The following is a 14,013-nucleotide window of genomic DNA, read 5'->3' as shown; positions in this document are numbered from 1 at the left end:
GAATTTGCCAAATAATACTAAGATTAGTCACGTTTATGTTTTTGGCGTTAGAGTTAAGAGCAAGATGCAACGGTGATTAGTGTAAAAATAACTGACTATGTTGCGCGCTTCTGTATATGGTTCAGATTATTGTAATTATATACCTTGGATTTAAAAATGGAGAGGGCATGGAAGTCACTAAAGTTTTTCTCAAATATGTAATTATTTATATGTTTTTTTCAATGACATGTCATGCACATGATATTTCTCAGGTAGTTAGCAAAATTAAGCCCTCGATTGTTGGGATCGGTATATATGATCCAATAGGACGGCCCAGCAATCAATTAAGAGGAACCGGGTTTGCCATTGCTGATGGAACGATTATCGCCACTAATTATCATGTCGTTGATTTGGATCTTGATCCAGACAGCAAGCAACAGCTTGTTGTTTTCATCGGTTCAGGTAAAAACAATTCAGTTAGCCCTGCAGAGATTATTGCCACTGACCCGGCTCATGATCTAGCACTTTTAAAGATAAAAACGAGAGTGCCTCCCCTAGAACTAAAGATGCCCCGAAAAGTCGAGGATGGAACGGACGTAGCGTTTACAGGTTTTCCAATTGGAGCAGTGTTAGGTCTTTACCCCGCGACGCATAGAGGTGTGATTGCCGCATACACACCCGTTGCTACCCCGAGTATTAATGCGAGTAAAATCAGTATAGCGATGATGAAAAGACTTAAAGAACCTTATTTTGTCTATCAGCTTGATGCAACTGCCTTCCCAGGAAATAGTGGTAGCCCTGTTTATGAGTTGAATAATGGCAGGGTGGTTGCCATAATTAACAAGGTATTCGTGCAACAAACAAAAGAAGCGGCGATCACTAATCCTAGTGGTATTACTTATGCGATACCTGTAAGGTATTTGAAAATGCTTGCGAAAAGTAAAGGGATTAGTTTGTAAAGTGTCAATTTTTTTTACAGTTTAGATAAGTATAAAAATTAATTTCCATACAAATCAGGTGTGTATATAAAGGCTTGATTATTGCTGGATGTTGTCAAATGGTTTGAACGTTTACTTAAAATTTAGCAGAATGAATTAGCCTCATTGTTTATAAGGGATGAAATACAATGACAAAGAAATCCAATTTTGATAAAAATGCAGAGTCTGTGCAAATAGAAGGCATAAATTCTATTACCCCTAAAAGACGTTTATTGGTCGGCTCAGCAGTTCCGACAGTCTTGTCTTCGAGTGATGATAAAAAAACGAGTGAAATAGAAAACACTTCGGTCGTGAAACGTCGTAGTTTTCTGAAAAAATCAGCTTCCGGAGCAGTCTTGGTCAGTCTTCCTGCCCAATCTGTTTGGGGCGCATGCTCCGTATCTGGCGCTATGTCAGGAAATCTATCACAAAATACAGGCCGCCATGATTGTCCGGTGCCTTCGTTGCCGCCGGGGAAAATTCGGGCTTGGTGGCAAAACGTGTACGAAAACATCAATAACAACAACCCAATCGACGGCTTTACAAGTATAAGTGGAGATACTCAAAGAGAATGCTACCGAGTCGAGATTCAGTATGTGATGGATAATAACAACATGGCGCTAGCGACAGAATTATTTCCTAGTCCACAAATCACCCTTTTCACAAGTTTAGCTGATGGTACTCAACTAGAGAGAAAATTGGCGGCAGTATTTTTGAATTCCTACTTTGGTTTTTACGGTGCTCAGGACGAGCGTGATCTAGTCAAAGCAAATGCACTTGTCAACGATATTTTGCTCTACGTAATTCTGCAGGAAAATCAAGGCAACCCAATTGCAACTGACCAGCTCAATGCACTTCTTAACCTCACTAATGAATCTGCAACTGACTATACATCAGCAAATTGCGTCTAATAAGATATCGGTGAATGATATTGCAAACATCTAAACATCTAAACATCTAAACATGCGAACTGTTGCTAGTGTCTGAGTATTATTTTTCTAATCATTGTTTATCTACTGCCATGGCCGATGGCAGTGGAGTGGCCCTTTATAACGATATTTCTGGCAATAGCGTGTTTATCGCTACAAAATCAGATTATAGTACAGTGCAAAATATCCTTAGTTCTAAACGATTTTCTGCCACGCTTTTCAACGAACTGTTTGAAATTAAGGAACATGGGGCCAGTATTCATTTAAAATGGCTGTTGACTAACCGGTTTATCGAATGTGTTCAGGAATGATCGGTGTTTGTTAATACAGGATTGTACCAATTTTCGCTAGATTCTTGCCCAAGCCGATTGTCGCAATAGTTTCAAATATCTACGGTGATGCTACGGATCAAGACCGGCCGGTAGATTTTACTATTTCACTGCGCAGGGATTCTTTGGTTAGACGGTTTCTCAAGCCACAAATTACTTTTTACAGCGACATTCACGCGCCTTTTAAGCCTTTGCCCTTGTCCCAAGCCTATGCGTTATTGGAATGGGGGATGAATTGGTGTATTGCCGCTCATGATTTCTCAAGACTCATCGTGCATGCTGCGGTTTTGGTTAAAAATAATCAGGCTATCATTTTCCCTGCTTCTCCGGGCTCAGGCAAGAGTACACTAACCGCCTATTTGAGTCTGAATGGATGGACTTTGTATTCTGATGAAATGGCAATTATCGACCTTGAAAACCAAAAGGTTTCTCCTCTTTATCGCCCCGTATGTCTAAAAAATGATTCCATTTCTATTATAAAAACACTTCATCCAGAAGCTCAAATGACCCCTGTGTGTAAAGATACTCAGAAAGGTGATGTGTCGCATTTAAAAGGCATCGATTGGCTAAGCTATACAAAACTGGAGCCAGCCGACATCGTAGGTATTGTGTTTCCTAAATATAAAAAAGAAACGGACTTAGCTATATACACTTGTAATCAGTTGCAGGCGTTTGAGGCAATGAGTACACATGCTTTTAATTACACTGTGCTTGGGCAAGACGCTTTTGGCGTGGTGGGTAAATTGACTCAAAAAGCCTCATTGTTTGAGGTCGAATACAATTCATTACCTGAATTGGCAGAATTTTTGGCGGAAGATGTTATTCGATGAAAAAATTGCAACATCATGCTATCTCCGCTGTTTTGCTTGAACCCAAAAGGGGGCTCCGATTCGATCTGGATACTTGGCAATCTGTTATTTTGGTGCTTAGAGAGGAAAAGTTACTCGCCACACTCTACCACTTGGCACTGGAAACAGCTGTGTTTGAGCATTACCCTGAGTTTGCGCAAAGGCATTTATACTCAGCGAGCATCTATGCAAGACGTCAATCTAAGCAAATATTTTACGAAGCATTATTACTGCAAGAATTGCTCGAAAAAAATGGCGTTACCCCAATCTTCTTAAAAGGGGCAAATTATACATTGCGAAGCAGCAGAAATAGCCAAGGTAGAATTTGTTCGGACATTGACGTGCTGGTCAAAGTTGAAGAATTAGACAGTTGTGAATCTTTATTGCTGTCACAAAATTGGCATTCTGAGAAACTAACCCAATACGATGAACAATATTACCGTCAATGGGCACACGAAATTCCGCCTCTGATCCATCCTTTTAGAGGTACAGTTCTTGATGTTCACCATAATCTGTATCTTCCAATAAGTGGCAGATCGCCGAAAATAGAGCTGTTTATAAATGAGCTAGAGGTTTACGGCAGACAATTTTGCGGTTTTAAAAATTCCTCAAACAGTGATGCATAGCATTATCCACCTCTTCATGAATGAAAATTTCAGCAGTGGTATGCGCGACTTATTTGATATTTATAGATTAATCGAAGAGCATAGTGACGAATCTTTTTGGAAAGATATTACTGTACTTGCTCGACAGTCACATTTTCTTGTGGAATTACAGTATTGTTTGGTAGCACTTGAAACTATATTCTCTTTTGACGCGCCTGAGTATGTGAGCATTGCTTTGCATGATAATCAGTTATCTTGGCCTCAAAAAATCTGGGCAAAACATATTTTCGTCAATGCTATTCTTCCTCAACATCCTTTGATTTCTTTGAATCGACAGCATTTTGCATCTTCCGTTGCCTATTTCCGTGGTCATTGGGTGAAAATGCCGAAGACGGTGCTAGTTAAACACTTTGTAGTGAAAATGTATCACCAATTGTTAGACCAAGTATTGGGCAAACATCAACTGGATTCTAAACAATTATAGCGAATTGCAATCTGCCTAAGTTTTGACTAAGACCTTGAATATTTAACATTAATTTCGACGGTATTTTTTGAAATACTACTATTTTGTAGTGAGAAAAAGCAAGATACATGCACTTTGAGTGTGAAATCTATTACACAATAAAATTGTAGCATTCACCGATTGTGCACTAGGTCATAAAAATGGGTATGAAAGTTACCAACTTGGCTACTTAAAGTAATAATAAACTCGCAATTATTGGCTTAGGATATGTAGGATGCAAAACAGCCTTAAAATCTCTACTCATTTGTTGTTAAAACAGGCAGTATATATTAGATAGTCTAAGGGAATAATTTGTTTGCAAACTTCTTGTTTCAAACAATGGAATAGTTATACATAGGAGGGATAACCTTGATAGCAATATCTGCAGAAAATAATCTAGCCATTATTGGTTTGGGGTACGTTGGTTTGCCATTGGCAGTGTCATTTGGTAAAAAAATTCAGACCTTGGGATTTGACATTAATACTGCTCGCATTGACGAGCTCAATCAGGGACAAGATCATACCCTTGAAGTGACTCCCGAAGAATTGAAGAGTGTGGTGAATTTGACTTTCAGTTGTGATCCAGCCGATATTGCTGGCTGCAACTATATCATTGTGACCGTTCCAACACCGATAGATAAAAATAAACAGCCAGATTTAACACCGCTGCGTAAAGCCAGTGAGATGATCGGCAAGGTGATTTCACCGGGCACCACGGTTATTTATGAGTCAACAGTCTATCCAGGCGCAACGGAAGAAGTCTGTATTCCTATTATCGAGCAGGTTTCTGGTTTGGTCTTTAATCAGGATTTTTATGCGGGCTATAGCCCAGAGCGGATCAATCCAGGTGATAAAAAGCACCGTTTGGAAACGATTGTTAAAGTGACGTCTGGCTCAACACCTGAAGTGGCTGAGAAAGTTGATCAACTTTATTTGAGTATTATTACCGCAGGTACACATAAAGCCTCATCTATTAGGGTGGCAGAAGCTGCCAAAGTGATTGAAAACACCCAGCGAGACCTAAATATTGCCCTTATCAATGAATTGGCAATGATTTTTGATCGTATAGGGATAGATACCGAAGAGGTGCTTGAGGCGGCTGGCAGTAAATGGAATTTTTTACCTTTTCGCCCGGGTTTGGTTGGAGGCCATTGCATAGGGGTTGATCCCTATTACCTTACCCACAAAGCAGAAGAGCTAGGCCATCACCCTCAAGTCATCTTGGCAGGTAGACGTCTAAACGACAATATGGGCGAATATGTGGTCGGCCGTTTAGTCAAGAAGATGCTTAACGAAAAAATCATGGTCAATGGCGCTAATGTTTTGTTGTTAGGTTTTACCTTTAAAGAAAACTGCCCAGATATTCGTAATACTAAGGTGGTGGATATTGCTACCGAACTTAATAACTATCATGTGAATTTGGACATTTATGATCCCTGGGCAAATAGTCCAGAAGTAGAAGCTGAATATGGTCTTAGTTTGGTGGACGCACCCAGAACCGGAGGTTACGACGCGATAATCGCCGCTGTTGCCCATGACGAGTTTAGGGGCTGGGGCACTGAAAAATTGTGCGAATTAGGCAAAGGAAACTGTGTGATTTTTGATTTGAAATACATCTTTGACAAAAAAATTGTCGATATTCGACTTTAAGCTGGGAAACTTAAAATGAAAGTATTAGTGACAGGCGCGGCAGGGTTTATAGGATCACATGTTAGCCTATATTTGCTAGAGCGCGGGGACGAAGTTGTTGGGCTGGATAATATTAATGATTATTACGACGTTAATCTTAAGCTATCTCGCTTAGAAAGAGTCAAGCAGCATAAGAATGCCGCTAATTTTTCTTTTATCAAGATGGATGTAGAAGATAGAGAAGGCATACCTACTCTTTTTGCCGAACATAAATTTGATAAAGTAGTGCATCTTGCCGCGCAAGCAGGAGTCAGGTATTCGATAGAAAACCCTCACGCTTATATCGATGCAAACATAATCGGATATGTGAATATTCTTGAAGGATGCCGACATAATAGGGTTCAACATTTGGTCTATGCCTCTTCAAGTTCAGTGTATGGGGCAAATGAAGATATGCCGTTTTCTGTGCACGACAATGTAGACCATCCCTTATCATTATATGCAGCAAGTAAAAAAGCCAATGAGTTAATGGCGCATACCTATAGCCATTTATATAATTTACCAACAACAGGCTTACGTTTCTTCACTGTCTATGGACCTTGGGGACGTCCCGATATGGCTTTGTTCTTGTTTACCCAAGCGATTTTGGATGAAAAGCCGATCCAAGTGTTTAATTACGGTAAACATAAACGTGATTTTACCTATATCGATGACATTGTCGAGGGCATTATTCGCACTTTGGACAACACGGCTCAAGGTAATCCAGACTGGGATGGTAAAACTCCCGATCCGGGTACGAGCAAAGCTCCATGGCGTGTATATAACATAGGCAATCAGTCGCCTGTTGAATTGCTGGATTATATTGAAACCTTAGAAAATGCTCTGGGTAAGAAAGCTGAAAAGGAATTGCTTCCACTGCAGCCAGGAGACGTACCAGATACTTATGCTGACGTAGAAGCTTTGGTCGCAGATGTTGGTTATCGACCTGAAACTACAATACAAGATGGTATTGGAAATTTTGTTAACTGGTATAAAGAGTACTACAAGGTTTAGGCTTATTTGCTAAATATAACTCATAAAAAAGCGCTTAGATAAGCGCTTTTTTATTGATATAAACTTAAGTCTGATTGTAGTATCAAAAATTTTCACTGGCAGTTTTTAGGTTTTATTATTGTATCGCTCTTTTTTTAAATTCTTGTCGTTTTACATGCAATAAAGGCTCAGTATAACCATTGGGCTGATTTTTACCTTTAAATATCAGTTCATGAGCGGCTTGAAAGGCAACAGATTCGGAGGTGTCAGGTGTCATGCTTATATATTCGTCATCCCCCTCATTTTGCCCATCCACTAATTTAGCCATGGTTAACATTGAGTTCTCAACTTGCTGTTTTGTTACCACTTTATGCAGCAACCAATTAGCAATATGTTGGCTCGATATCCTTAATGTGGCTCTGTCCTCCATTAGCCCAACATTGTTGATGTCAGGCACCTTAGAACAACCTACTCCCTGATTTATCCATTTCACTACATAACCTAAAATTCCTTGTACATTATTGTCTAATTCACGTTGTATCTGCTCAGAAGTTAATTTTTCATCTTTGAGCAGCGGTATATTTAACATTTTCTCTAGTAAACTATCGTCTTGGCCCGTCATATTCATTCTGATGTCGAACACGTTTTCTTGATGATAATGCAATGCATGTAATGTGGCAGCAGTAGGCGAGGGCACCCACGCGGTGTTGGCTCCAGAGCGTACATGGGCAATTTTTGCTCGCATCATATCTGCCATGTTATCGGGGATGGGCCACATGCCTTTGCCAATTTGTGCCTTGCCAGACAACCCTGAATTTATACCGTTAACCACATTGGATTGTTCATAAGCGTTTAACCAAGGCCGTGTTTTGATGGTGGCTTTGGTAGCAAAAGCGCCTAGGTGCATAGATGTGTGTATTTCGTCCCCGGTGCGGTCTAAGAAGCCCGTGTTGATAAATACCACTCTATCCTTAGCTGCTTGTATACACGCTTTTAAATTCAGGCTGGTGCGCCTTTCTTCATCCATTAGGCCTATTTTTAGGCTGTGGCTGGGTAAACTGAGCACCGATTCCATTTTAGAAAATAACAAATCAGCAAAGGCGACTTCTTCCGGCCCATGCATTTTGGGTTTGACGATATAAATATTGCCTGCCTGGCTATTTTTGAAAATACCATTACCCAGTAAGTCATGTTTGGATATTAAACTGGTGACTAGGGCATCCATGATCCCTTCGTAAATAGGTTTATCATCAAACAAGATGGCGTTTGTTGTCATCAAGTGCCCAACATTACGAATAAACATCACGCTTCTGCCTGAAAGACTCAATGTGTCTCCTGCTGCTGATAGATATTCTCTGTCTGGATTTAAACGACGTGTTATGAGCTTGCTGTTGCTGGTTATTGTGGCCGTTAAATCGCCCTTAATAAGGCCTAACCAGTTTTTGTACACTAAGGTTTTATCTGCTGCATCTACCGCCGCAACAGAATCTTCGCAGTCCATAATAGTGGTTAATGCGGACTCTAAAAATACATCTTTGATGTGCGCGGTATCTTGCTGGCCAATCACGCTATCTTGATCAAATTGAATTTCGGCATGAATATTATTATGTTTAATGAGAATACAGCTGGGTTTTCCTATCGCGCCTTGGAAGCCGACGAACTGTTCTGGTGTTTTTAAACCGACTAATGACTCGTCTGCCAAGGTGATGAATAGTTTGCCGTTATCAATTGTGTAACCTTTGCTTTGTATATGGCTACCCGTTTTGAGTGGCGCAATCACATCTAACCACTTTCTGGCATAGTCGATGACTTTTTGCCCTCTAATGGCGTCGTAACCTTTGGTTTTGCTGCTAGGGGTTTGCTCGATAATATCTGAGCCATAAAGTGCGTCATACAGACTGCCCCATCTAGCATTGGCTGCATTTAAGGCGAATCTAGCATTGTTGATGGGCACCACTAGCTGAGGGCCCGCCATGGTGGCAATTTCTGAGTCGACATTTGAGGTATTGATGTGAAAGTCATCTGGCTGAGCTTGCAAGTAACCAATCTCGGTAAGAAAGGTTTTGTACTCTTGAATATTAATAGATTGTCTTGGGCTGCAATATAAATCTATTTGTTGTTGCAGGCTGACTCTTTTTTCCAAAAGTTTTTGATTGATAGACAAAAGTTCAGGCAGAGTATCGGAAAACTTTGCCCAAAGATCATCAGCTGATAGCTCTGCACCGGGTAAAACATCTTGTGTGATAAACCGTTCTAGCTGTTTAGCAACTTTTAATCGGCCTTTTTGAATATATTGCACTTGTGTGGCTTGTGGGGTTTCTGGGGTGTGCGGGGGCTGCATGAGTTGTATATTTCACTTTTTGATAATTCACAATAGCCCCAGTTTACCTTGTCAATATCATACGTATTGATTTATGTAGGTTATTCTTTCCATTCACACAGAAAATTAACTTTGTGTACCACTCAGTTCTGCCCCCACCTCTGCAATCAATCTTCTAAGCCAGATATGTCCAGCGTCGTGTTGCAGCAAAGCACTCCATGCCATTTTTAATGCAATGGGAGGAATATCAAATGGAGGTGTGAGTATTTCGATTTCCGGATCGTCTTTATACATATTAGCCGCTTTACTGGGTAAAGTTGCGATCAAATTTTGTGCTTTGGCTAATTGCAAGGCAACGTGATAATGACGAGTAAAGACACATATATCCCGTTGTTTACCGATTTTTGTCAACTCAGCATCCACCCAACCCAATTTTTGTACTTCTTTGGGATCGATACCTACGCCCACCCCAAAGCCGGTTTTACTGACCCATATATGTTTGTTGTCTAAATACTGCTGCAGATTAAAGTTTTGCACAATGGGATTATGGCTATTCACCACACAAGAGAACGTGTCATACCACACCACCTTTTGGTGAAACGAAAGAGGTAGTTCTTCAAACCGGTTGATTGCCATATCAACCCTACCATGCTCTACATCATGAAATGTCACATCGCTAGGAGTTATTAAATCAAGGGTAACATTAGGGGCTTGTTTCATTAGCCTGCCGATGACTTCCATTAATAAGGTCGATTCAGCGTAATCACTGGCCATTATCCTAAATGTTCGTTCACTTTTAAGTGGGCTAAAATCAGTTTCAGGTTGGATTGTTGTTTCAAGTGTAGACAGTACTTCTCGGATAATAGGCTTTAATTCTAAAGCGCGTTTGGTTGGGGTCATGCCGTCACTGGTGCGCACCAGTAGTGGGTCTTTGAATAAGTCTCTTAGTCTTCTCAGGCCATTGCTCATTGCAGGCTGAGTAATACTTAATTGGTTTGCTGCTTTAGTCACACTGCCTTCCCTGAGCAATACATCTAAATAAACCAATAAGTTTAAATCTACCTTAGCAATATTCATGGTTATTATCTCGTTGTGAAAAGTAATATCGTATTAGAATGTTATCAGGATTGGCTATCTTTTCCAGATATTAAATTTTTTAATGAAAACAGTTGTTTATAGTTATTTTGAAAGGGTCTGTGAACTGATGGGGGGTAGTTGGCTATTATTGACATTGATTTGTTGAATGATGACGATAGCTTACAGTAGTTACTGCAAGCTATCGTAGGTCTTTTATAACGGCATTCATTTATAATGTCATTAAGTTGTAACGTTATTCGAATAGAGCCTTATTCGGCGTCGAACTGATTCATAGTATTATCTTCACCAGAGGCTTTAAGGGCTTGTTCGCCAGAGAAGTATTCTTTATGGTCATCACCCATATTAGAGCCAGCCATCGCTTGGTGTTTAACACAAGCTAGGCCTTGTCTAATTTCTTTGCGCTGCACACCTTTAACATAGGCCAACATACCTTGGTCACCAAAATAACCTTTGGCTAAATCATCGGTAGACAATGCCGCTGTATGATAAGTTGGTAAGGTAATGAGGTGATGGAAAATACCTGCTTCTCTCGCTGCATCTTCCTGGAAGGTTCTAATTTTTTCATCCGCTTCAAGGGCCAAATCAGTGTCGTCATATTTAACTGACATCAATTCGTCTCTATTATATTGGCTTAAGTCTTTACCCGCTTGTGACCAAATATCAAATATTTGCTGACGGAAATTTAAGGTCCAATTGAAAGAGGGGGAGTTGTTGTATACCAACTTCGCGTTAGGAATCTCGCTTCTAATAGCGCGGACCATATCACCAATTTGGCCTACATGGGGTTTTTCTGTTTCAATCCACAGTAAATCCGCTCCATTTTGTAATGAGGTGATGCAGTCAAGTACAACACGATCAAAGCCGGTGTTTTCCTGGAATTTGTATAATCCATTAGGTAAGCGTACTGGTTTTACCAATTTGCCGTTTTGTTTAAGAACAGAATCACCCTCTACCAGATCATCGATTGACATGACTTCGCTGGCATCAAGAAAGGCATTGTACTGTGACGCTAAATCACCTGGTTTTTGTGATACAGGTATTTTTTGAGTCAGTCCTGCCCCTAAAGAGTCAGTGCGCGCAACTATCACTCCATCATCAACGCCGAGCTCTAAAAACGCATAACGTACCGCGTTGATTTTGGCCAAGAAGTCTTCATGTGGCACAGTCACTTTACCATCCTGATGACCACATTGTTTAGCGTCAGATACTTGGTTTTCTATCTGTATACAGCAAGCGCCAGCTTCAATTAGTTTTTTAGCCAGTAAGTAGGTCGCTTCTTCATTACCGAATCCTGCATCGATGTCAGCAATAATTGGCACGACATGGGTTTCATAATTATCAATAGACTGTTGTATGTCAGCAGTTTCGTTACCACTTTGTTTGGCGTCATCTAATTGTCTAAATAAGTCACCTAATTCACGGGCATCAGCTTGGCGTAAAAAGGTATACAGTTCTTCTATTAATGCTGCGACTATGGTTTTTTCGTGCATGGATTGGTCGGGAAGGGGACCAAACTCTGAACGCAATGCCGCAACCATCCATCCGGACAAGTACAAATAACTTTTATCCGTAGTGCCTTGATGCTTTTTTACAGACAACATTTTTTGTTGTCCAATAAAACCATGCCAGCAACCCAATGATTGCGTATATTGGCTTGAGTCAGCATCATATTCTTGCATGTCTTTACGCATGATAGCTGCGGTATATTTTGCAATATCCAATCCAGTCTTAAAACGATTTTGTGCTTTCATACGAGCAGCGAAAACTGGGTTAATTGCGTTCCAAGTATCTGCTTTGGTTGTTCTGAGTGCTGCAATCTGTTTAACATCATTTTGATATTGTGACATGTGAATATTCCTATAACAGTATGGTAAATAATAAAACAACCGATAACGTGTTGTGGGTTGCTGTTGTTAATCATCCTATATAGGTAAAGTGCATATCTATAATCTATATAATGTATTCTTACCATAGTCTGTGTGAATGTTGATGCTAGGACGCCAACATGTATTTTAGGTTGTTGAATTTTGGAGTATTTACTATTGATGATGTTTACTGATAAAGGGTTACCCTCAATGGACGGCTACCAACTGACCGCAAAAGTGAAACAAGCCCTGTTTCTGAATGACTTCTTATCTCACTGAACACATCATTATGTGCTAGTTTTAATGATGCATTGATAGATAAGTCGGTTGTCAGCACTTTTTTCTGAGTTCCAACCCGACTTGTTAGTCGAGGTTGTACAGCAGAGAATACGCAAGATTCTGGAATCTGACCGTTGATGTAAATAAAATATTACCCTTCATTTTTGTTCATTTATGTCATGTATACTGCATTAAAGCTGAATATCCTCTTATGACCTAGCGTATAGTTCAGTTATATTTTTTAATTACTATTTATCATTGGAGACCAAATGAAACCAATTGCCACGCTTTTACTAGCCGTATTATGTCAATCTGCATTAGCGAATACCGCCCCCCAAAATATTATCATGGTTGTAGGTGACGGTATGGGCCCATCTTTTACTACGGCATATCGTATGTACGCAGATGATCCTAGTACTGCTGAGGTTGAAGAAACAGTGTTTGATAGATTGTTAGTTGGCATGGCCAGTACGCATCCTGATATGGAAACGGGTTATATTACTGATTCAGCCGCAAGTGCCACAGCATTGTCAACGGGAGTTAAGACCTATAACGGTGCAATTGGCGTAGATGCCAACAAGCAGCCTGTTCAAACAGTATTAGAGCTGGCTAAGATGCAAGGTCGTAAAACAGGTATTGCGGTGACGTCACAAATTAATCACGCCACCCCTGCAAGCTTTGGTGCTCATAATGAGAGCCGTCAAAATTATGATAAAATAGCTGACGGTTATTTCGATGTAAAAATCAATGGTCAGTTTGTTCTTGATGTGATGTTAGGTGGTGGATGGCAGTATTTTATTCGAGATGACCGCAATTTAGTTGAACAGTTTAAAGCGGCTGGTTATGAATATGTCGATGATATTACTCAGTTGGACACTGTGAAAGCGGGCACGCCGCTGCTGGGCTTATTTGCAGATAAAGGTATGCCTTGGGCCCTAGATAGCGCTAATCATATGCGACTTCCTGCATTAACAAAGGCTGCCATCCGGCAGTTAGAGAATGACCAGGGATACTTCTTACTTATCGAAGCAAGCCAAGTCGATTGGGCAGGGCACGGTAATGATATTGGTTCTTCGATGGCTGAAATGCATGATCTTGCGGTAGCTCTTGAATGGCTGGAGCAGTATCTTGTAAAAAATCCTGACACCTTGTTAGTGGTGACTGCCGATCACAGTACAGGTGGTTTAAGTATCGGCGCCAATGACAATTATAGTTGGAGCCCTAAGTGGCTGAAAAACCTAAAGGCTTCACCGGTTGAGATAGCCACACAGTTAATGACAATTAAAAATAGAGGGGCACTGGCAAGTGATCTAATGGGATTTGAGCTAACAACAGAAGAAGTATCGAGCTTAAATGTGATTGAGTCTGATGAACCTAGACCTTTGCACAACGCTATTTCTAAGATTTTAGATAACCGCTCAAATACAGGTTGGACAACCACTGGACATACTGGGGTGGATGTACCAATATTTGCTAAGGGGGTGGGCAGTGAGCGTTTTCGAGGACATATGGACAACACCCGTATAGCACAAACTATGTTTGAGTTATTAAGAAACAAAAAGTAAGCTTTTACTGGGGTTTTTTAACCTTTTCTCATTTTTTTTTAGCTGGCACTTAGCTA

Annotated in this window: 12 protein-coding genes; 9 read left to right on the top strand and 3 right to left on the bottom strand. The window is 40.4% G+C overall.

Annotated elements, in window-relative coordinates:
* The first annotated feature begins 167 nt into the window (after positions 1-167).
* From Q0Y52_RS15025 to Q0Y52_RS14990, 8 genes are all read left to right on the top strand, one after another.
* A complete protein-coding gene (locus Q0Y52_RS15025; protein ID WP_297822979.1) occupies positions 168-938 on the top strand; it encodes a serine protease in 771 nt (256 codons plus the stop codon).
* Positions 939-1,105: 167 nt separating this feature from the next.
* Positions 1,106-1,867 carry a hypothetical protein gene (locus Q0Y52_RS15020; RefSeq protein ID WP_297822977.1) on the top strand — a complete coding sequence of 254 codons (762 nt, stop codon included), beginning with the start codon at positions 1,106-1,108 and terminating at the stop codon, positions 1,865-1,867.
* Between the two features lie 68 nt (positions 1,868-1,935).
* Positions 1,936-2,196 carry a hypothetical protein gene (locus tag Q0Y52_RS15015; RefSeq protein ID WP_297822975.1) on the top strand — a complete coding sequence of 87 codons (261 nt, stop codon included), beginning with the start codon at positions 1,936-1,938 and terminating at the stop codon, positions 2,194-2,196.
* 44 nt (positions 2,197-2,240) lie between these two features.
* Positions 2,241-3,044, top strand: coding sequence for an HprK-related kinase A (locus Q0Y52_RS15010; RefSeq protein ID WP_297822973.1), 804 nt, complete (start codon positions 2,241-2,243; stop codon positions 3,042-3,044).
* Positions 3,041-3,688, top strand: coding sequence for a nucleotidyltransferase family protein (locus tag Q0Y52_RS15005; RefSeq protein ID WP_297822971.1), 648 nt, complete (start codon positions 3,041-3,043; stop codon positions 3,686-3,688). The genes Q0Y52_RS15010 and Q0Y52_RS15005 overlap by 4 nt, the downstream gene beginning before the upstream one ends.
* Positions 3,689-3,728: 40 nt before the next feature.
* Positions 3,729-4,151, top strand: coding sequence for a hypothetical protein (locus Q0Y52_RS15000; RefSeq protein WP_297822969.1), 423 nt, complete (start codon positions 3,729-3,731; stop codon positions 4,149-4,151).
* Between the two features lie 390 nt (positions 4,152-4,541).
* Positions 4,542-5,819: a Vi polysaccharide biosynthesis UDP-N-acetylglucosamine C-6 dehydrogenase TviB gene (gene tviB, locus Q0Y52_RS14995; RefSeq protein WP_297823052.1), complete on the top strand. Its 1,278-nt coding sequence runs from the start codon at positions 4,542-4,544 to the stop codon at positions 5,817-5,819.
* A 15-nt stretch (positions 5,820-5,834) separates the two neighbouring features.
* A complete protein-coding gene (locus tag Q0Y52_RS14990; protein ID WP_297822968.1) occupies positions 5,835-6,851 on the top strand; it encodes an NAD-dependent epimerase in 1,017 nt (338 codons plus the stop codon).
* 115 nt (positions 6,852-6,966) lie between these two features.
* On the opposite strand, the gene Q0Y52_RS14985 is transcribed toward Q0Y52_RS14990, so the two are convergent.
* The 3 genes from Q0Y52_RS14985 to Q0Y52_RS14975 form a co-directional block, all read right to left on the bottom strand.
* On the bottom strand, positions 6,967-9,171 hold the full coding sequence (locus Q0Y52_RS14985) for a malate synthase G (protein WP_297822966.1): 2,205 nt from the start codon (positions 9,169-9,171) through the stop codon (positions 6,967-6,969).
* 105 nt (positions 9,172-9,276) lie between these two features.
* A complete protein-coding gene (locus tag Q0Y52_RS14980) occupies positions 9,277-10,227 on the bottom strand; it encodes a LysR family transcriptional regulator (protein WP_297822964.1) in 951 nt (316 codons plus the stop codon).
* Between the two features lie 269 nt (positions 10,228-10,496).
* Entirely contained in the window at positions 10,497-12,095 is a 1,599-nt protein-coding gene (locus tag Q0Y52_RS14975; protein WP_297822962.1) for an isocitrate lyase, read from the bottom strand.
* Between the two features lie 566 nt (positions 12,096-12,661).
* On the opposite strand from Q0Y52_RS14975, the gene Q0Y52_RS14970 reads away from it, so the two are divergent.
* Entirely contained in the window at positions 12,662-13,957 is a 1,296-nt protein-coding gene (locus Q0Y52_RS14970; RefSeq protein WP_297822960.1) for an alkaline phosphatase, read from the top strand.
* Positions 13,958-14,013 lie beyond the last annotated feature (56 nt).

It is taken from the genome of uncultured Paraglaciecola sp. (assembly GCF_943787955.1).
In the GTDB taxonomy this organism is placed as follows: Bacteria; Pseudomonadota; Gammaproteobacteria; order Enterobacterales; family Alteromonadaceae; genus Paraglaciecola.
This window is presented reverse-complemented; position numbering and strand designations above follow the sequence as displayed.

Bases quoted from the DNA above. Each gene is read 5' to 3' on its own strand.
- Q0Y52_RS15025 (WP_297822979.1), top strand. From the start codon at position 168: ATGGAAGTCACTAAAGTTTTTCTCAAATATGTAATTATTTATATGTTT.
- Q0Y52_RS15020 (WP_297822977.1), top strand. From the start codon at position 1,106: ATGACAAAGAAATCCAATTTTGATAAAAATGCAGAGTCTGTGCAAATA.
- Q0Y52_RS15005 (WP_297822971.1), top strand. From the start codon at position 3,041: ATGAAAAAATTGCAACATCATGCTATCTCCGCTGTTTTGCTTGAACCC.
- Q0Y52_RS15000 (WP_297822969.1), top strand. From the start codon at position 3,729: ATGCGCGACTTATTTGATATTTATAGATTAATCGAAGAGCATAGTGAC.
- Q0Y52_RS14990 (WP_297822968.1), top strand. From the start codon at position 5,835: ATGAAAGTATTAGTGACAGGCGCGGCAGGGTTTATAGGATCACATGTT.
- Q0Y52_RS14985 (WP_297822966.1), bottom strand. From the start codon at position 9,171: ATGCAGCCCCCGCACACCCCAGAAACCCCACAAGCCACACAAGTGCAA.
- Q0Y52_RS14980 (WP_297822964.1), bottom strand. From the start codon at position 10,227: ATGAATATTGCTAAGGTAGATTTAAACTTATTGGTTTATTTAGATGTA.
- Q0Y52_RS14975 (WP_297822962.1), bottom strand. From the start codon at position 12,095: ATGTCACAATATCAAAATGATGTTAAACAGATTGCAGCACTCAGAACA.
- Q0Y52_RS14970 (WP_297822960.1), top strand. From the start codon at position 12,662: ATGAAACCAATTGCCACGCTTTTACTAGCCGTATTATGTCAATCTGCA.